We start from the raw sequence: 18,650 nt of genomic DNA on the forward strand, positions 1-18,650 counted from the left end.
CGATGTCCACTGAAATTACTTTTGACGGCGTTGAGCAGCTCCCGCTGCGCAAGTTTACCGAAGACGCCTATCTTAACTACTCCATGTACGTCATCATGGACCGGGCCCTGCCGTACATCGGTGACGGCCTGAAGCCGGTACAGCGACGTATTATCTACGCCATGTCTGAGCTGGGGCTGTCGGCCTCGGCCAAATACAAGAAGTCGGCCCGTACTGTCGGTGACGTGCTGGGTAAATATCACCCGCACGGTGACTCAGCCTGTTACGAAGCCATGGTGCTGATGGCCCAGCCGTTCTCTTACCGCTACCCGCTGGTAGACGGCCAGGGTAACTGGGGTGCGCCGGATGATCCGAAATCGTTCGCAGCGATGCGTTATACCGAAGCCAAGTTGTCTAAGTTTGCTGAAGTCCTGCTCGGCGAGCTGGGTCAGGGTACGGTAGAGTGGCAGCCAAACTTTGATGGCACTATGAAAGAGCCGCAGATGCTGCCGGCGCGCCTGCCACACATCCTGCTTAACGGTGTTACCGGTATTGCGGTAGGTATGGCGACCGATATTCCTCCGCACAACGTGCGCGAAGTGGCGAATGCGACGGTTCACCTGATCGACAATCCGAAAGCTGAGCTTCCGGATGTGATGAATTATGTAAAAGGTCCGGATTATCCGACCGAAGCCGAGATCATCTCTCCGGCGGCGGACCTTGAAAAAATCTATCGTACCGGCCGCGGCAGCGTGAAAATGCGCGCGGTATGGCACAAAGAGAACGGTGATATCGTGATCACCGCTCTGCCGCACCAGGTGTCTGGCGCCAAACTGCTTGAGCAGATCGCTAACCAGATGCGCGCCAAGAAGCTGCCTATGGTCGATGACCTGCGTGATGAGTCGGACCATGAGAACCCGACCCGTATCGTAGTTGTACCGCGCTCTAACCGCGTGGACTGTGAGCAGTTGATGAATCACCTGTTTGCTTCAACCGACCTGGAGAAAAACTTCCGGGTTAACCTGAACATGATCGGTCTGGATAACCGCCCTCAGGTGAAAGGTCTGGTACAGATCTTAAGCGAGTGGATCGAGTTCCGTCGTGCGACGGTTCGCCGTCGTCTCCAGCACCGTCTGGACAAAGTGCTGGCAAGGCTGCACATCCTGGAAGGTTTGCTGGTGGCTTACCTTAACCTGGACGAAGTGATTGAAATCATCCGCACCGAGGATGACCCGAAAGCGGTGCTGATGGCGCGTTTCGGTATCACTGAGATTCAGGCAGATGCGATTCTGGATACCAAACTTCGTCACCTGGCCAAACTGGAAGAGATGAAGATTCGCGGTGAGCAGGACGAACTGGAAGCTGAGCGTAAGAAGCTTGAGCAGCTGCTGGGCTCTGAGCGCCGCATGAATACCCTGCTGAAGAAAGAGATCCTGGCCGACGCTGAAAAATATGGCGACGACCGCCGCTCACCTCTGGTCGAGCGTTCTGAAGCAAAAGCGCTGACCGAGCGCGACCTGGTTCCAAGCGAGCCAATTACCGTGGTTCTGTCGGAAAAAGGCTGGATCCGTCACGCCAAAGGCCATGATGTGGATGCGTCCGGCCTGAGCTACAAGTCCGGGGATAAATACCTGGCTCACGCCCGGGGTAAGAGTAACCAGCAGGCGGTGTTCCTTGGCTCAGATGGCCGGAGCTACTCGCTGGAGTCGCACTCTCTGCCGTCAGCCCGTAGTCAGGGTGAGCCAATTACCGGCCGTCTGAATATCGCTCAGGGCACGTCGGTGACTCAGGTAGTGATGGGTGAAGATGAGCAGCTGTGGCTGGTGGGCTCTGATGCCGGTTACGGCTTCGTGTGTAAAGGCAGTGACCTGCTGTCGAAGAACCGCAGTGGTAAAGCGCTGGTGAACCTGCCTCAGGCGTCTGAGCTGATGGCACCACAGCCGGTCGGTGAACTCGACAGCGATGAGATTCTGGCGATCACCAATCAGGGCCGGATGTTGCTGTTCCCAATCAAGGATCTGCCTCAGCTGAGCAAAGGTAAAGGCAACAAGATCATCAATATTCCGTCCGCCAAAGCCAAAGCGCGTGAAGAGCTGGTATCACACCTGATTGCTGTTCCGCAGGGCGCAAGCCTGACCCTTTACGCCGGCAAGCGTAAACTGGGCCTGAAACCTGCTGACCTTGAAAACTTCCGCGGAGAACGCGGCCGCCGAGGCAGCCTGCTGCCAAGAGGCCTGCAACGGGTAACCCGGATAGAGGTAGACGGGATTACAGACGCGATTGCTGAAGAAGCTGAAGAATAAAAATAGCCCCGGACAGTGTCCGGGGCTATTTTTATGAAGGTTCTTGGCGCTGGGCTCTAGGCCTTGGGGGGAGTGGGTTGTGAGTATTGTGGAAACGAGTAGATTTGCTGTTGACGTAAGTTGTTTACGGTAGCAATATCCTGCAGCGCCCAGCGCCCAGCGCCCAGCGCCCAGCGCCCAGCGCCCAGCGCCTGGTGATTACCCCTTCGGATCATCCCCCACCGTCACATTCATCGTCATCAGCTCCCCTTTGCGCAGTACCGTCATTTGGACTTCAGTGCCCGGGCGCAGGCGGGCTACGATTTCCAGTACGCTGTCGCGGCCGTGGATTTTCTCACCGTCGATCTCAAGGATGACGTCCTGCTTCTGGAAGCCAGCCAGTGCTGCCGGTCCTGTTGGATCCAGGCCCATTACGATGATACCGCCGACGTAATCACCGCCGAGCAGGCGGGCTGAGACGGCGTTGATGTCCTGACCATCGATACCGATATAACCGCGGATCACCCGGCCATCGGCAATGATTTTTTCCATGATGGTGTTGGCCAGGTTGTAAGGGATAGCAAATGAGATCCCGTAGGTTTCCAGGTCAGTCGCCTGCTGAAATGAGGCGGTGTTGATCCCGACCAGTTCACCGGAAGTGTTGACCAGCGCACCACCGGAGTTACCCTGGTTGATCGCGGCATCTGTCTGGATAAAGGCCTGACGGCCATCGGCGCTGATGGAAGAGCGGCCGGTAGCGGAGATAATACCAAAGGTGGTGGTCTGGCCCAGGTTGTACGGGTTACCGATCGCCAGTACCACATCACCAACTTTGGCCTGGTAGTCCGGGTTAAGCGGGATCACCGGCAGGTTTGTCATCTCTATTTTGAGTATGGCGATGTCTGTGCGGCGGTCCTTGCCCACCAGGTTGGCGGCGGAGTAGCGGCCGTCCTGCAGCGCGACGATAATCTGGTCGGCCTCGGCAACAACGTGGTAGTTGGTGATGATATAGCCTTTGTCACTGACGATAACGCCCGAGCCCAACCCCTGGGTTTTCAGCTGCAGCCGGTCTTCTTTGATGTACTGGCGGCTGTAGATGTTCACGACTGCCGGCCCGGCGCGGCGTACTGCATGGTTAAAGGAGACCTGAAGCTCACCTATGGTGCTGTCGATGCTCGGGGTTGGCAGGCTCAGCGCAGACTGGCGAAGAGAAGGCACACTGACCAGCAATATTGCAGCGGTCGCGACACCAAGCAGGACAGAACGAAGCAGAAATTTAACCATGGTTTTCTCTGGGCAGCATAAATCGGTCAGCAAAAGAGCATAGCATTGCCGGATGGATAAAGAAAAGGGAAGCGGCCGGCCCGCTTCCCTTTATCGTCAGTATTTTAGACCTCTAGCGCACCACAAGGTAGATCGTGCGGTCGCCACGCTGAATATTCAGCGCCAGGATACCCGGTTTCTTATCCAGAATACTTCTCAGCTCACCAAGGTTGCGTACCCGGGCGCGGTTTACTCCGATGATGATGTCATCTTTTTGCAGCTGATATGCTTCTGCCTGGGAACCTTTGGCTACATCGGTCACTTTCACGCCCTGGATCGGGTCTTCAGACGTGGTGTTAGCCAGTTCTGCGCCGCTCAGTCCTTCGTGCAGTTTGTCTGCGCGGGTCTTCACTTCGTTGGCTTCCTGCAGGGTCACGTCAAAGCTCTTCTGTTTGCCGTCGCGGATGACGCCGAGCTTAATGGTTTTTCCTGCGCCGAGGGTGGCGATCTTGGCTCTCAGCTCACCAAAGGTGGCTATCTTCTTGCCGTTGAGCGAGATAATCACATCACCGGCTTTAATTCCGGCTTTTTCAGCCGCGCTGTCCGGCACCACCTGGCTGACGAAAGCGCCTTTGCTTGAGTCGTAACCCAGAGCTTCGGCCAGTTCGGCGTTGATTTCACCGCCCTGAACGCCCAGCATGCCGCGTTTCACCTGGCCAAATTCAATGATCTGGTCGGTCAGGTTTTTCATCATGTTGGATGGAATCGCAAACCCGATACCCACGTTGCCCCCATTCGGGCCGAGGATGGCGGTGTTGATACCGACCAGCTCGCCGTTAAGGTTAACCAGCGCGCCACCGGAGTTACCACTGTTGATGGCGGCGTCGGTCTGAATAAAGTTTTCGAAGTTCTCGATGTTCAGACCGCTGCGTCCCAGCGCAGAGACAATACCTGAGGTGACGGTCTGGCCGAGGCCAAACGGGTTACCAATCGCGACGGCAAAATCACCCACCCGCAGTTTGTCGGAGTCTGCCAGTTTGATGGCGGTCAGGTCTTCGGCTTCTTCCAGCTTGATCAGGGCGATGTCGGCCATCTTGTCACCACCGACCAGCTCAGCGTCGTATTCACGGCCGTCATGAAGCTGAACCCGGATCTCATCCGCACCTTTGATCACGTGATAGTTGGTAACCACGTAGCCTTTATCTGCATCGATTACCACCCCGGAGCCAAGACCACGGAACGGGCGTTCCTGGAGCTGCTCGGCCGGGAACTCAGGGCCAAAGAAAAAGCGGAACGCGTCCGGAACGCGCTGAGCGGAGACCTGTTTGCCTTCAACCGCGATGCTGACGACCGCCGGGGTCACCTTTTCAAGCATGGGGGCGAGGCTGGGAAGCTGCTGGCCGTTTACGGCGAGAGGCAGGGCCGCCTGAGCGGTAACCGGCGTAATGATGGAACTTAAGCTAAGCGTGAGCGCTGTTAAAACGAGCAAAGGTTTTTTCATCATAAGACTCCTTACTATGGACAAAATTATGACTCAGTTAACGAAATAAAGTTCCGGGAGGGAGATTTCAAGGGGAGGGGAGATAAAAAAACAGGAAGCCAAAGCTTCCTGTTTTTCAAAGGTTTATGATTAAGCTGTTTTTTTCTCAATCACATCTTGCGGATTTTCAATGATCTCTTTTGGCTCTTCTCTTAACAGGCCGGTAGCGCCCTGAGCGTAGTCTTTTGGCTGGGACTCTTCACCCTGCTCCTGCTCAGGATTGTGCTGAGCAATGGTTTTGACAAACGGGTTGTCCTGCTCCGGCATATTTGGCAGCAGCTCTGAAGAGGTTTTGGCCATGTGCTGGTAAAGGCGGGTGTAGTCTTTACCCAGTACATCCAGAAGTTCGGCGGTTTGAGAGAAGTGATCGGCTAACTCCTGGCGCTGCTGCTCCAGTTCAAATTTGGCCGAGTCGAGTTCTTTTTGTACGTTTTTCTGTTTGTTGTATTCCGGGGTCATAAAGCGGGAAATCAGAAAACCTGCAATCAGGCCAATCACAAGTCCGGCAAGGGCATAGGTCCAAGGCATAAAAGCTCCTTTTAATACTTTTAGGAAACCCTGTCAGTCGGGAGTGGCGCTGACAGTGGTGGTCAGCTGCAGGCGTGGCCACCGGGGCATGCCTGTCAGCAGTTTGGGTGCGCTCAGGCACGCCAGATCAGAATCACTAAATGTTACTGAGGTGTTACGCGCTCAGTTACCTCATGGTACTATGAGTTGTTCAGCCGATAAAGAAAAATGCATGTCAGGAGAAAGGGATAGCCAGCCGCTGACCAGCGCTGTTATCAGGCAGTTTTATGCACAAACTCAGTCCAAAACAACAATATATCAAAGAGATCAATGACAATGGTTTCAGCCGGGATCCGGCCCAGATGGCCGCAGTGGAGGCGCTGGAATCTTTGTATCAGGAGTTTTCAGACTTTCAGGACCAGCCTGTGGCAGAAGTAACAGGCTGGAGAAAGTGGCTGGGGAACAAAGCGCCGGTGCCGGTATCGCCGAAGGGGCTCTATTTCTGGGGTGGGGTAGGTCGTGGCAAGACCTGGCTGATGGACACTTTTTATGACGCCCTGCCAGGCCAGCGTAAGATGCGGCTGCACTTTCACCGCTTTATGTATCGGGTGCACGATGAACTGAAACAGCTGGAAAGCCGGGAAGACCCGCTCGAAGTGGTTGCAGATCGTTTTAAGGCAGAAGCCGATATCCTCTGTTTTGATGAGTTTTTTGTCTCCGACATCACCGATGCCATGCTCCTGGCTACCCTGCTCAGAGCGCTGTTTGAACGGGGCGTGATACTGGTGGCGACGTCTAATATTCCGCCGCAGGAGCTGTATCGTAACGGCCTGCAGAGGGCACGTTTCCTGCCTGCGATTGACCTGATTGAGCAGCACTGCCGGGTGCTCAATGTTGACGGGGGCACTGACTATCGTTTGCGTACCCTGACTCAGGCGGAGATTTATCACTTTCCTCTCGATGAAAAGGCGCAAACGAACCTGGTTGCGTATTATCAGCAGCTGACCGGTTTCCATGATTACCCTGAGGTCAGACAGATAGAAATCTGCCACCGTACGCTTGATGTGATAAACAGCCACGATGATGTGCTGTTTGCCAGTTTTGCCCAGCTGTGCGAAAGCGCCCGCAGCCAGAATGACTACATAGAGATAGCCCGTCTCTATCGTACTGTTTTGCTCGCGGGGGTACCTGTACTGGGTGCGGAGAAAGACGATGCGGCGCGGCGTTTTATCGCCATGGTGGATGAGTTTTATGAGCGCAGGGTTAAGCTTATTATTTCAGCCGAAGCAGCCATGGATAAGCTGTACAGTGGGGGAGGGCTCAGTTTTGAGTTCCGGCGCTGCCTGTCCCGGTTGAGTGAAATGCAGAGTGAAGAGTACCTGGCGCGGGCGCATCTGGCTTAGAAACCGGCCTGACGGAATAAATGCGGTTTATTGGTTTGGTGGTACTGATTTATGAGCGGAAGTATCACTTTACGGCTTTTTATCCCGGTTATTGCGCTGCTTTGGCCGGGCTTTGAAAAAAGCGCATAAAAAAATGACTTTTTTGCCTAAAAAGAGGTGATTTTTTCAACTTACTTCACTATAATCCTGCGACCCACCGTTACTGCAGGCTCTTAGCAGCCGGGAGTACCACCCACTCGAAGGGGTGATGACTGGGCTTCTAGACAGTGGGAGCGAAAGCTCCTTAAGTGTAAATTTGAATAAACGGGTTATTATTAGCATGAAAACTTTCGTTGCTAAACCAGAAACTGTAAAACGCGACTGGTACGTTGTCGACGCTGAAGGTAAAACTCTTGGTCGTCTGGCAAGTGAAATTGCATCTCGCCTACGTGGCAAACACAAAGCTGAATACACTCCTCACGTAGACACTGGTGATTACATCATCGTTGTTAACGCTGAGAAAGTTGCTGTAACCGGCAACAAAGCAGCTGCGAAAACTTACTACCGTCACTCTGAGTTCCCAGGTGGCCTGAAATCAATCACTTTTGATAAGCTGATTGATCGTAAGCCTGAAATGGTTATCGAGCTGGCAGTTAAAGGTATGCTACCACGTGGTCCTCTAGGCCGTGCTATGTACCGTAAGCTGAAAGTTTACGCTGGCGCTGAGCACAACCATGCTGCTCAACAACCAAAAGTACTAGACATCTAATTGGGGATTTCGGAAATGGCAGAGAATCAATACTACGGCACTGGCCGTCGCAAAAGCTCAGCTGCTCGTGTTTTCATCAAACCAGGCAGCGGCAACATCGTAATCAACAAGCGTAGCCTTGAAGAGTACTTCGGTCGTCCAACTGCTCGCATGGTTGTTAAACAACCTCTTGAGCTTGTTGAAATGACTGAGAAACTTGACCTGTACATCACTGTTAAAGGTGGTGGTATCTCTGGTCAGGCTGGCGCAATCCGTCACGGTATCACTCGTGCACTGATGGAATACGATGAGTCTCTACGTCCTGCTCTGCGTGCAGCTGGCTACGTTACACGTGACGCTCGTTGCGTTGAACGTAAGAAAGTTGGTCTGCGTAAAGCACGTCGTCGTCCACAGTTCTCTAAGCGTTAATTTCGCTGCAGCTTTGCTGCTACGAAACTGCGCTCCGGACTTGTCCGGATTGTGGATCAAAAGCCCGGCCTTTGCCGGGCTTTTTGTTTATCTGGCCGTAACAATTCAATTACTGCCCCCGGCATAATCTCCCCCTCCTTTTTCCTGTTTCTCCGCCGCTAACTCCTTATTCCGAATGCTTTCTCTGTGCAACAAACACCTTTTGTGACATAACTGGCGATTTACTTCACAAATGTTACAAAAAAGTAGCTTTATCTTGTCAAAAAGTAGGGTTTTCTTTATCATTTCTCATCAAAATAAGTACAACTAACTTCGTGATTTGTCAGCCATGCTCTGCCAGGAAATGACAACAACTGAAGGAGCAGACGGGAGAAATGTTGGATGAGCAATGCGCCTATTAACAGCGGTCGCCGGCGCTTTCTGACCGCCACTACAGCAGTAGTGGGGGGAATTGGAGCAGTCGCAGTCGCCGTACCATTTATTAAGTCCTGGAATCCAAGTGCCAAGGCTAAAGCCGCTGGTGCGCCGGTAGAGGTCGATATCGGTAAGCTGGAAGAAGGGGGCCTGCTGCGGGTCGAGTGGCGGGGTAAACCTGTCTGGATCGTCCGCCGTGGTCAGTCCGCTCTTGATGATTTGAAAAAATCGGAAGATCAGCTTCGTGATCCTCAGTCTCAGGAAGAGCAGCAACCCGGATATGCACAGAACGAGTTTCGTTCAATCAAACCGGAGTTCTTTATCGCGGTCGGTATCTGTACCCATCTGGGGTGTTCGCCAACCCATTTGCCTGATTCGTTCAGCGAGCATGTTCAGGGTGTGAAGTCGGGTTTCTTCTGTCCGTGTCACGGTTCCAAATTCGACATGGCAGGCCGGGTATTCCAGGGCGTGCCTGCACCGTTAAACCTGGTGATACCACCACACAAATACCTCAGTGATACCAAAGTCCTGATTGGTGTTGATGAAGGGGAGGAAGCCTGATGCAAGCGTTACTTGACTGGGTAGAAAAACGCATACCCGCAATGAATGCGTACAAGAAGCACCTCTCTGAATACCCGATGCCGAAGAACTTCAACTTCTGGTATCTGTTTGGCTCACTGGCTATGCTGGTACTGGTCAATCAGATCCTGACCGGTATCTGGCTAACCATGAACTACATTCCGAGCGGGGAAGGGGCGTTTGCTTCGATTGAATACATCATGCGTGATGTCGAGTACGGCTGGCTGCTTCGTTACATGCACTCGACCGGCGCATCCGCATTCTTCATCGTGGTGTATCTGCATATGTTCCGCGGCCTGATCTATGGCTCTTACCAGAAACCGCGCGAGCTGTTGTGGATCTTCGGCATGCTGATCTTCCTGGTTCTGATGGCGGAAGCCTTTATGGGCTACCTGCTGCCATGGGGGCAGATGTCTTTCTGGGGCGCTCAGGTGATCATCTCGCTGTTTGGCGCGATTCCGGTGATCGGTGATGATCTGACGCTGTGGATCCGTGGTGACTACGTGATCTCCGGTGCGACCCTGAACCGTTTCTTTGCCCTGCACGTGATTGCCCTGCCGATCGTACTGCTGCTGCTGGTAGTGCTGCACATTCTGGCGCTGCATGAAGTGGGCTCGAATAACCCGGACGGTATTGAAACCAAACTGCCAAAAGGCAGCATGGGTGAGGATTACCAGACCCAGTTTAAGTTCCATGAGTACTACACCAAGAAGTACGACGTTATCGACTCTATCCCGTTCCACCCGTACGGTACGGTGAAGGATCTTATCGGGGTGGCAGGCTTCCTGTTCTTTTTCTGCTACGTGCTGTTCTTTAACCCCGAGATGGGTGGTTACTTCCTTGAGCCACCAAACTTTGAAGCGGCCAACCCGCTCAAGACGCCGGCTCACATCGCGCCTGTGTGGTACTTCACTCCGTTCTACGCCATCCTGCGTGCGGTGCCGGATAAGCTGATGGGTGTTGTGGCGATGGGCGGCTCAATCGTGGTGCTGTTTATTCTGCCATGGCTGGATCGTTGTAAGGTGCGTTCATACCGCTACCGCAGCAAGTTCCACCTGTTCAACATTATCCAGTTCACCATCAGCTTTATCGCACTGGGTATTCTGGGTGCGCTGCCGGCGACCGACCTCTACACCCTGCTGGCACGTATTTTCAGCCTGGGTTACTTCATGTTCTTTGTTTTGCTGTTCTTCTACAGCAAGAATGAAGCAACTAAACCATTACCAGAGAGGGTGACATTCAAATGAAAAAGTGGATTGTAATGCTTTTCGCCCTGTTGCCATCACTGGCGATGGCTGCCGGAGCCAGCGTACCGCTGGATAAAGCGAACAATGATCTGAGCGACCAGGCTTCGCTGCAAAATGGCGCCAAACTGTTTATGAACTACTGCTTTGGTTGTCACTCGATGCAGTACCAGCGCTATGAGCGGGTCGCCAATGATCTGGGTATTCCGGTGGAGCTGCTTAAAGACAACCTGATCTTCGACCCGGAAGTGAAGACCGGCTCCCTGATGGAGAACGCGATCCCGGATAAGCAGGCGGGTAACTGGTTTGGTGCGCCGCCGCCGGATCTGACTCTGGTGGCCAGGGTACGTGGCACCGACTGGCTGTATACTTATCTTCGTTCTTTCTACGCCGACCCGTCCCGCCCGTTTGGGGTAAACAATGTGGTCTTCCCGAGCGTGGGTATGCCTCACGTGCTGGAAGAGCTGCAGGGTATCCCTCAGCCTGTATTTGAAACCCATACTGTGGATGGGCAGCAGGTTCAGACGGTGGTGGGTATTACTACGGATGGCCGCGGTGAGCTCAGCCCGGGTGAGTATGATGATGCAGTGCGCGACCTGGTGAACTTCCTGGAGTATTCCGGTGACCCGGTCAAGCTGGAGCGTCATGCACTTGGCTGGTGGGTGATGGGCTTTTTGGTGATCTTCACCATAGTCGTGGTCCTGCTTAAGAAAGAGTATTGGCGCGATGTCTACTAATCGTGCTATAATACCGCGCTAATTTGTGTGCAATGGGGGTGTTGGGCCTCCATTGTTTTTTGATTTTTAGACCTTTCCGGGTGGAACTCTGCGGAGTTATTTGGGTAAGAAACGTCGTCTTTTAGGGCTTAACTGTCGCTATCGTGCGTCATGTTAGCAGAATTACGCTGAATTTTTTCTCTTACCTCAGACCTGCATCCGGAATAGTATCAGTGTGCTGGAGGGCTCAATGGCTGTAGCTGCCAATAAACGTTCTGTGATGACTCTATTCTCAAGTGCTTCCGATATGTACAGCCACCAGGTGCGTATTGTTCTGGCTGAGAAAGGCGTAAGTGTTGAAGTTGAGCTGGTGGATGAGAATAATCTTCCTGCTGAACTGATCGAACTGAACCCGTACAAAACCGTTCCGACTCTGGTTGACCGCGAGCTGGCGCTGTACAACTCAAACATCATCATGGAATACCTGGATGAGCGTTTCCCTCACCCACCTCTGATGCCTGTTTACCCGGTAGCCCGTGGTAACAGCCGTCTGATGATGTACCGTATTGAAAACAACTGGTACTCACTGGCAGAGAAAGTTGTAAAAGGTTCTGCAGAAGAAGCGGAAGCTGCGCGTAACAAGCTGCGTAATGACCTGCTGACACTGGCGCCTGTATTTGCTGAGTTCGAATTCTTCATGAGCGAAGAGTTCAGCCTGATCGACTGCTACCTGGCTCCGCTGCTGTGGCGTCTGCCGGTACTGGGCATTGACCTGGTTGGTCCTGGTTCTAAAGAGCTGAAAGTGTACATGAACCGCGTATTCGAACGTGATTCATTCCTGGCTTCCCTGACGGAAGCAGAGCGCGAGATGCGCCTGGTTCGCTGATGGATATCGACCAGATGACAGCGCGCAGACCATACCTGCTGCGCGCCTTTTACGAATGGCTGGTGGATAACGACCTGACTCCACACTTGGTGGTGGATGCCACTATGTCTGGTGTTCGTGTTCCTCAGGAGTTTGTTCAGGATGGTCAGATCATTCTGAACGTGGCTCCACGTGCTGTGGGTCAGCTGGAACTGGGTAACGAAGCGATCACTTTCAATGCCCGCTTCAGCGGTCGTCCACACTCAGTGATCGTGCCTCTGTACGCTGTACAGGCGATCTATGCCCGTGAAAACGGCGCAGGCACCATGTTTGAACCGGAAGAAGCCTACCTGGAGCTCGACGAGCAGCCGGAAGCAGAGGAAGAGAATCTTTCCTTTGGTGTGGTAGATGCTGAATCCGCTCAGGCTGATGAAAGCGCAGAAGAAGTGGAAGCTGAAGAGCCTTCACGTCCGAAAGGCCGCCCAAGCCTGCGTGTGGTGAAGTAAGCTGTAAGCTAACCTCCGCAAGAGTATTAAAAAAGCCGCGATGAGTATCGCGGCTTTTTGTTATTGGATATGGCTGAGCCGGGATCAGTTTGTTTCGGCTGCGGCAGGAGCTTCGCCAATCTCAAAGGCTTTAATTACCCGCTTCACCCCGGAGATATTACGCGCGATCTCCACAGCGGTATCAGCCTGTTCGCGGGTCACCAGACCCAGCAGGAACACTTCGCCGTCTTCGGTGATCACCTTGATCTTCACGCCGTTGAGCGAGCCTTCGGTCAGCAGTGAAGATTTGACTTTGGTGGTGATCCAGCTGTCGTTGCTGATGGTGGCCAGATCCAGCAGGGGTTTGACTCTCAGCTGGTTGGAGACTGACTTCACGCCTTCCACTTCACGGACTTTTTGGCCCAGATCGTGCCGGTACTCTTCCGTAACCGCCTGACCTATCAGGATCACTTTGCCGTCAAATGCGGTTGCCGTGGCTTTGACATTACCTTTGAACGGGGCTTTGTTGGTGATGCCCGCCACTTCAAATTCCAGCTGGCTGTCCTGCCAGATTTGATCGGCTGAGCGCGGGTCGGTGACTACGTTTACCGTTGCTGCGGCACCGGCAACCAGAACGCCCGCACAGCCTGACAGGCTCAGCAGGCAGGCCGCTACCAATAACCAGCGTTTAAGCATAATAACTCCTTGTATCTGGTGCCCTTACTCTTCGTGAGAAGGGAATAAAACCTGGTCAATCAGGTCGCACAGACAGTGCAGGGTGACCATGTGAACTTCATGAATGCGCGCGGTGCGGTGCGATGGAATGCGGATCTCCACGTCCGATTCGCCCAGCAGACCCGCCATTTCGCCGCCGTCTTTACCGGTAAAGGCGATAATGGTCATGTCGCGGGTTACCGCCGCTTCCATGGCTTTAATCACGTTCTTGCTGTTACCGCTGGTGGAGATCGCCAGCAGAATATCGCCAGGCTGACCAAACGCACGCACCTGCTTGGAGAAGATCTCCTGGTAGTGGTAGTCGTTGGCCACGGCCGTCAGGGTGGTGTTATCTGCGGTCAGTGCCATTGCCGGCAGGCTCGGGCGTTCGGTTTCAAAGCGGTTAAGCAGGCAGGAGACAAACTGCTGAGCGTTGGCAGCGCTGCCACCGTTGCCACAGCACAGGATTTTATTGCCGTTGAGCAGGCTGGTTACGACAGCCTGCGCAGCGTGCATGATGTGGTCCGGCAGGGCTTCAGCTGCGGCGATTTGAATCTGAATACTTTCGGTAAAGCTGTCTTTAATGCTGTCTAGCATCGGTTATCCTTGGGTTATTGCATTCTGAATCCATTCGACTTGACGGCCGTGCTGATGGATAGCGACCACGTCAAAACGGTATTCGGTTGACCAGGGACACAGGCCCTGTTTCTTCAGCCACAAATGGGCGGTTTTGATAAGTTTCTGTTGTTTGCGATAGTCAACGCTTTCGGCGGCATGGCCAAAGGCTGCTTGCTGCCGGTACCTTACTTCGACAAATACGATGCACTCTTGTTCCCGCATGATGAGGTCAAGCTCGCCCATTTTGCACAGAAAGTTCTGCTCAATCAGGCCAAGGCCCCGGCTCTGCAGATGGCTGCAGGCCAGGGCTTCGTATTTTTGTCCAAGCTGGCGGCGATCAGCGTTTGCCATGCTCCGCCCATTCGATCTCGCGCTGTACGACACACTGCTCATCGATAGAGAGTTCGCCGGTCTGGCCGGAAACCCGGTAGCCAGGCAGGACTTTCATCTGTGGCAGTTCGAGGATCAGGCGGTATGCGTCCATCCCAAGCGCGTGCAGGCGTTTTTCTGTATTACTGCTTTTCGGCCACAGGGCGTCAATCTTGCCATTCAGTGCCGAGTCCTGATTGATCAGCATCGGGATATCGCTGAATACCACACCGCTCAGATCTTCGTACTGACGCTTGTCACCCGAGTTGCTGCGTGAGCTGGCGAACAGCTTCGGCGGTTTGGTATCCGGGTTGATCGCTACTTCGATAAACGGTTTGATCAGGGTCAGGTCACTGCTGTTGGCAACCATGTAAACCGCGTCTATGTCACGGCGGCTGCGCGCCTGAGATTCGGTTTCCATGCCGATGATCTGCTCAAGCTGAGCGATACGGCCACGGCTGTCGGTCAGGCCAAATACCTGGTCAACGTTTTTCTGCAGTTCGGTTTTGCTGCCAAAGTAGCTGACGTCTGCGGTGGTCTTACTGTATTTTTCCCACTCGGTTTTAAAGGCTGCAGCAACACGTTCACCAAAGCGGCCTTTAGGCACCATGATCAGCGGATACTGGTAGCCCTGACTGAACAGGTGTTTGGCCGCCTGGGCGACTTCCTGCTCAGGAGAGAGGGTCAGGTAGCATACGCGCTGGTCCGGCATGGTCTGGTCAGGAATGTTCAGCGCCAGCATTGGCAGGGCAGTGGCGTTTTGCAGCTGCTCGACTTCGTCTTTTTGCAACGGACCGACAACGAAATCCACTCCGCGGGCTTTCAGCTCAGCCTGAACCTGCTCAGGGGAAAGCTGCTCGGAGTCGAGTACTGTGAGTGTGGCGGTCTCTTCACGGCTGTAATCATCCATCATGGCGTGAATAAAGCCGTCGCGGACCAGTTGACCCTGGCGGGCAAACTTACCACTCAGTGGCAGTACCAGCGCTGTATTGTTTGGTTTGACGATTTCCAGCGCCAGTACTTCCTGAATCTCTTTTGGTGTATTCAGGCTGGCCGGGTGCTGCGGGTTCTCTGCCAGCCAGTTTTCCAGCGCATTTTTCAGCTGAGCCGGGCTTGAGGCCAGGGTTTTTACGTACACGGCCAGTTGCAGCCAGCCATCGAGCTCGGCTTCATCACGTTCTGTGGTCTGGCGGGTGATCTCAAACTCTGAGTACTGGTTCAGGCTGTACCAGACCTGGTTTGCCAGCATTGCCTGCTGTGTTTCGTCAACGTACTTGCCGGATGCGACCAGTTCACGGGCCGTCTGCAGGTGGTTACCCTGCTGTTCAAACAGCTCAGCGCGAAGCTGGTGGTAGGCCAGCCATTGAGATGGTTCAAGCGGCCACCATGCCTGATAGTTCAGCTGGTTCAGTGCCTGCTGCGGGCCTTCTGTTGCGGCACGGCCTTTAGCGCGGGCCAGTTGCCACTCTGCCATCTGCTGTGGCGTCAGCGACAGCCGGGCGAGGCGTTTGGCCAGCAGTTCGGTCTGTGCCCAGTCCTGAGCTTCTGCCGCGGCTTTCATCGCCATGATCAGCAGATCATTTTGCATGCTGCCCTGTGTGCTGTCGGCCTGAATAAGGTATGCTTGTGCGCTTTGTGTCGGCGCCAGAGAAATATCAATAGCCGTGGGTGCCTGCGGCTTGGAAGAACACGCAGCTAAGGTGATTGCCAGTGCAATCGGTGTAAGAAGGCGTGGTACACTAAATCTGTTATGGTCTTTCATAGCTATGAGTTCTTATTCTCGCCGTGTAAAAAGTGTCTCTATATTAATCGTTGAAGTGATGGTAAACAAATGACAGAAACAAATACAGCCCCGTCAGAGATCCCAACTCTCTATATTGTACCGACTCCGATAGGAAATCTTGGAGATATTACGCAGCGGGCTCTGGATGTGCTGAACAGTGTGGACCTGATCGCTGCAGAAGATACCCGTCATACCGGTAAGCTGCTGGGCCACTTTAACATCCCGACCAAAACTTTTGCCCTGCACGACCACAACGAGCAGCAGAAAGCACAGTTTCTTGTCGACAAGCTGAAACAGGGCCTGTCGGTTGCGCTGGTTTCCGACGCCGGTACGCCACTTATCAGTGATCCAGGTTATCACCTTGTGACCCAGTGTCGTCAGGCGGGCGTTAAAGTTGTGCCATTACCAGGCGCGTGCGCGGTGATCACCGCCCTGAGCGCATCGGGCCTGCCGTCAGACCGCTTCAGCTTTGAAGGTTTTCTGCCGCCAAAGAGCAAAGGCCGTAAAGACAAGTTTATGGAAATCGCCAAAGCCGAACGCACCTGCATTTTCTACGAATCCCCGCACCGCATCATGGACTCGCTGGCGGATATGCTGGACATACTCGGCCCGGAGCGTGAAGTCGTACTGGCCCGTGAGCTGACCAAGACCTACGAAACCATTCAGGGCATGCCGCTCGGTGAGCTGATCAGCTGGATTGAAGAAGACGACAACCGCAAGAAAGGCGAGATGGTGCTGCTGATCCATGGCCACCGCGATAACGCCAAAGACGAGCTGCCGGACGAAGCGACCCGCACCCTGGCCATTCTGGTCAAAGAGCTGCCCCTGAAAAAAGCCGCAGCGATGGCGGCGGAGATATACGGGCTTAAGAAGAATGCGTTGTATAAGTGGGGGCTGGAAAATCTTGATTAAGGCACTGGGCCCTAGGCGCTAGGCCCTGGGGGAGCTCGCGATACGTGAAGTGGGAGTATCAGCTAAGGTGTTGACAGTAAGACCTTAGTAAGAAACTCTGCCTGCAGAGCCCAGAGCCCAGAGCCCAGAGCCCAGAGCCCAGAGCCCAGAGCCCAGAGCCCAGAGCCCAGAGCCCAGAGCCCAGAGCCCAGAGCCCAGAGCCCAGAGCCCAGAGCCCAGAGCCCAGAGCCCAGAGCCTTACAAAACGCTGGACACCCCATCCCAAACTCTATACAATCCCGGCCCTGGAGTTGACTGGGTAGTCGCTGCTTCGTTGATGTCCTTTGGGAGACTGACGGAGGGGAGGAAAGTCCGGGCTCCGAAGAGCAGGGTGCCAGGTAACGCCTGGGGGGCGCAAGCCTACGACAAGTGCAGCAGAGAGAAAACCGCCGATGGCCCTACTTTCGGGTAGTGTGCACAGGTAAGGGTGAAAGGGTGCGGTAAGAGCGCACCGTGCGACTGGCAACAGTTCGTAGCAGGGTAAACTCCACCCGGAGCAAGACCAAATAGGCTTCCACATAGCGTTGCTCGCGTTAGGGGGCGGGTAGGTTGCTCGAGCCAGTGAGCGATTGCTGGCCTAGACGAATGGCTACCACCGCGCAAGCGGAACAGAACCCGGCTTACATGTCGGCTCCACCTATTCAAACCCATCACCGCTTATAGTGGTGATGGGTTTTTTGCATTGTATTGACGCAATAAATACTTAATCGAATAAACTTGGCGGGAAGTCACGACAAAACGTGGCTTTGGGAGTGGCGGGGCGTGCCTGTTCAGGTACACTAGTGCTTTGCCCAAATGCCAATGAAGGCCGAAAGAGATCATCATGACCGAATCATTTCAACACATTTCCGTTCTGCTTAATGAGTCGATCGATGGCTTAGCCATCAAACCAGACGGTATCTACATTGACGGCACTTTTGGCCGTGGTGGTCACAGCCGCACAATCCTGTCAAAGCTGGGTGAAAATGGCCGTCTCTACAGTATCGACCGTGATCCGACGGCGATTGCAGAAGCGCAGAAAATTGACGATCCCCGTTTTACTATTATCCACGGTCCGTTCTCTGGCATGGCTGAGTACGCTGAGCGCTATGAGCTGGTGGGCAAGGTAGACGGTGTTCTGTTGGATCTTGGCGTTTCTTCTCCTCAGCTGGATGATGCTGAGCGTGGTTTCAGCTTTATGAAAGATGGCCCGCTGGATATGCGTATGGACCCGACCTCGGGTATCCCGGTATCCCAGTGGTTGGCAGAAGCGGACCTGGACGACATTACCTGGGTTATTCGCGAGTTTGGTGAAGACAAACACGCCCGCCGTATCGCCAAAGCGATCGTGGCCTACCGCGAAAACGAAGAGAACGAGCCGCTGACCCGTACCAGCCAGCTGGCAAAACTGATCTCTGACGCGGCGCCGAAGAGCTTTAAAGACAAAAAACACCCGGCGACCCGTTCGTTCCAGGCGTTTCGTATCTACATCAACAGTGAGCTGGAAGAGATCGACACTGCACTGAAAGGCGCAGCATCGATTCTGGCCCCTGAAGGCCGCCTGTCGGTGATCAGTTTCCACTCGCTTGAAGACCGTATGGTAAAACGCTTTATGCGTAAGCAGAGCAAAGGCCCGGAAGTGCCACACGGTATCCCGATGACCGAGGATCAGATCAAAGCTCTTGGCAGCGCGGATATGAAACACATCGGTAAAGCGATCAAACCTTCCCGTGAGGAAGTGGAAATGAACAGTCGCTCGCGCAGCTCCGTGCTGCGAATTGCAGAGAAGCTGTAACAGCGGAA

At 54.0% G+C, this 18,650-nt stretch carries 18 protein-coding genes and 1 other RNA gene; 12 read left to right on the top strand and 7 right to left on the bottom strand.

What is annotated here, in order from left to right:
• Positions 1-2 precede the first annotated feature (2 nt).
• Complete coding sequence (parC, locus tag ACVB80_RS14620) at positions 3-2,282, top strand: DNA topoisomerase IV subunit A (RefSeq protein WP_481082022.1); 2,280 nt, start codon at positions 3-5, stop codon at positions 2,280-2,282.
• A gap of 198 nt (positions 2,283-2,480) precedes the next feature.
• Here parC and degS read toward each other — a convergent pair whose 3' ends face one another.
• The 3 genes from degS to zapG all read right to left on the bottom strand — a co-directional run bounded on the left by degS (position 2,481) and on the right by zapG (position 5,592).
• On the bottom strand, positions 2,481-3,545 hold the full coding sequence (degS, locus tag ACVB80_RS14625) for an outer membrane-stress sensor serine endopeptidase DegS (RefSeq protein WP_481082023.1): 1,065 nt from the start codon (positions 3,543-3,545) through the stop codon (positions 2,481-2,483).
• Positions 3,546-3,657: 112 nt separating this feature from the next.
• Positions 3,658-5,025 carry a Do family serine endopeptidase gene (locus ACVB80_RS14630; RefSeq protein ID WP_481082024.1) on the bottom strand — a complete coding sequence of 456 codons (1,368 nt, stop codon included), beginning with the start codon at positions 5,023-5,025 and terminating at the stop codon, positions 3,658-3,660.
• A 129-nt stretch (positions 5,026-5,154) separates the two neighbouring features.
• Complete coding sequence (gene zapG, locus ACVB80_RS14635; RefSeq protein WP_481082025.1) at positions 5,155-5,592, bottom strand: Z-ring associated protein ZapG; 438 nt, start codon at positions 5,590-5,592, stop codon at positions 5,155-5,157.
• Positions 5,593-5,858: 266 nt separating this feature from the next.
• Between zapG and zapE the strand changes: the two genes are divergently transcribed.
• The 8 genes from zapE to sspB all read left to right on the top strand — a co-directional run bounded on the left by zapE (position 5,859) and on the right by sspB (position 12,454).
• On the top strand, positions 5,859-6,974 hold the full coding sequence (gene zapE / locus ACVB80_RS14640) for a cell division protein ZapE (protein ID WP_481082026.1): 1,116 nt from the start codon (positions 5,859-5,861) through the stop codon (positions 6,972-6,974).
• A gap of 319 nt (positions 6,975-7,293) precedes the next feature.
• Entirely contained in the window at positions 7,294-7,722 is a 429-nt protein-coding gene (gene rplM / locus ACVB80_RS14645; RefSeq protein ID WP_481082027.1) for a 50S ribosomal protein L13, read from the top strand.
• A 15-nt stretch (positions 7,723-7,737) separates the two neighbouring features.
• A complete protein-coding gene (gene rpsI / locus ACVB80_RS14650) occupies positions 7,738-8,130 on the top strand; it encodes a 30S ribosomal protein S9 (RefSeq protein ID WP_481082028.1) in 393 nt (130 codons plus the stop codon).
• A 381-nt stretch (positions 8,131-8,511) separates the two neighbouring features.
• Positions 8,512-9,105 (top strand): ubiquinol-cytochrome c reductase iron-sulfur subunit, encoded by a 594-nt coding sequence (gene petA / locus ACVB80_RS14655; protein ID WP_481082029.1) that lies wholly within the window; start codon positions 8,512-8,514, stop codon positions 9,103-9,105.
• Positions 9,105-10,370: a cytochrome b gene (locus ACVB80_RS14660; RefSeq protein WP_481082030.1), complete on the top strand. Its 1,266-nt coding sequence runs from the start codon at positions 9,105-9,107 to the stop codon at positions 10,368-10,370. The genes petA and ACVB80_RS14660 overlap by 1 nt, the downstream gene beginning before the upstream one ends.
• Positions 10,367-11,104 (top strand): cytochrome c1, encoded by a 738-nt coding sequence (locus ACVB80_RS14665; RefSeq protein WP_481082031.1) that lies wholly within the window; start codon positions 10,367-10,369, stop codon positions 11,102-11,104. The genes ACVB80_RS14660 and ACVB80_RS14665 overlap by 4 nt, the downstream gene beginning before the upstream one ends.
• A gap of 229 nt (positions 11,105-11,333) precedes the next feature.
• The gene (sspA, locus tag ACVB80_RS14670) at positions 11,334-11,969 is read left to right on the top strand and encodes a stringent starvation protein SspA (protein WP_481082032.1); all 636 of its coding nucleotides are present in this window, start codon (positions 11,334-11,336) and stop codon (positions 11,967-11,969) included.
• Entirely contained in the window at positions 11,969-12,454 is a 486-nt protein-coding gene (gene sspB, locus ACVB80_RS14675; protein WP_481082033.1) for a ClpXP protease specificity-enhancing factor, read from the top strand. Before sspA ends, sspB begins: the two co-directional genes overlap by 1 nt.
• 84 nt (positions 12,455-12,538) lie before the next feature.
• Here sspB and ACVB80_RS14680 read toward each other — a convergent pair whose 3' ends face one another.
• The 4 genes from ACVB80_RS14680 to ACVB80_RS14695 are packed head-to-tail and all read right to left on the bottom strand — an operon-like array spanning position 12,539 to position 15,896.
• Positions 12,539-13,129 (bottom strand): BON domain-containing protein, encoded by a 591-nt coding sequence (locus ACVB80_RS14680; RefSeq protein WP_481082034.1) that lies wholly within the window; start codon positions 13,127-13,129, stop codon positions 12,539-12,541.
• A 24-nt stretch (positions 13,130-13,153) separates the two neighbouring features.
• A complete protein-coding gene (locus ACVB80_RS14685) occupies positions 13,154-13,744 on the bottom strand; it encodes a phosphoheptose isomerase (protein ID WP_481082035.1) in 591 nt (196 codons plus the stop codon).
• A gap of 3 nt (positions 13,745-13,747) precedes the next feature.
• Positions 13,748-14,116, bottom strand: coding sequence for a YraN family protein (locus tag ACVB80_RS14690; RefSeq protein WP_481082036.1), 369 nt, complete (start codon positions 14,114-14,116; stop codon positions 13,748-13,750).
• Complete coding sequence (locus ACVB80_RS14695) at positions 14,103-15,896, bottom strand: penicillin-binding protein activator (RefSeq protein WP_481082037.1); 1,794 nt, start codon at positions 15,894-15,896, stop codon at positions 14,103-14,105. The genes ACVB80_RS14690 and ACVB80_RS14695 overlap by 14 nt, the downstream gene beginning before the upstream one ends.
• 69 nt (positions 15,897-15,965) lie before the next feature.
• Here ACVB80_RS14695 and rsmI point away from each other — a divergent pair, with 69 nt between their 5' ends.
• The 3 genes from rsmI (at position 15,966) to rsmH (ending at position 18,642) form a co-directional block, all read left to right on the top strand.
• Positions 15,966-16,829 (top strand): 16S rRNA (cytidine(1402)-2'-O)-methyltransferase, encoded by an 864-nt coding sequence (gene rsmI, locus ACVB80_RS14700; protein WP_481082038.1) that lies wholly within the window; start codon positions 15,966-15,968, stop codon positions 16,827-16,829.
• Positions 16,830-17,115: 286 nt separating this feature from the next.
• Positions 17,116-17,507: RNase P RNA component class A (rnpB, locus tag ACVB80_RS14705), an RNA gene on the top strand.
• A 184-nt stretch (positions 17,508-17,691) separates the two neighbouring features.
• Positions 17,692-18,642 carry a 16S rRNA (cytosine(1402)-N(4))-methyltransferase RsmH gene (rsmH, locus tag ACVB80_RS14710; RefSeq protein ID WP_481082039.1) on the top strand — a complete coding sequence of 317 codons (951 nt, stop codon included), beginning with the start codon at positions 17,692-17,694 and terminating at the stop codon, positions 18,640-18,642.
• Positions 18,643-18,650: the final 8 nt, after the last annotated feature.

The sequence above is a fragment of the Vibrio sp. 9-16B-A1 genome (assembly GCF_056726165.1).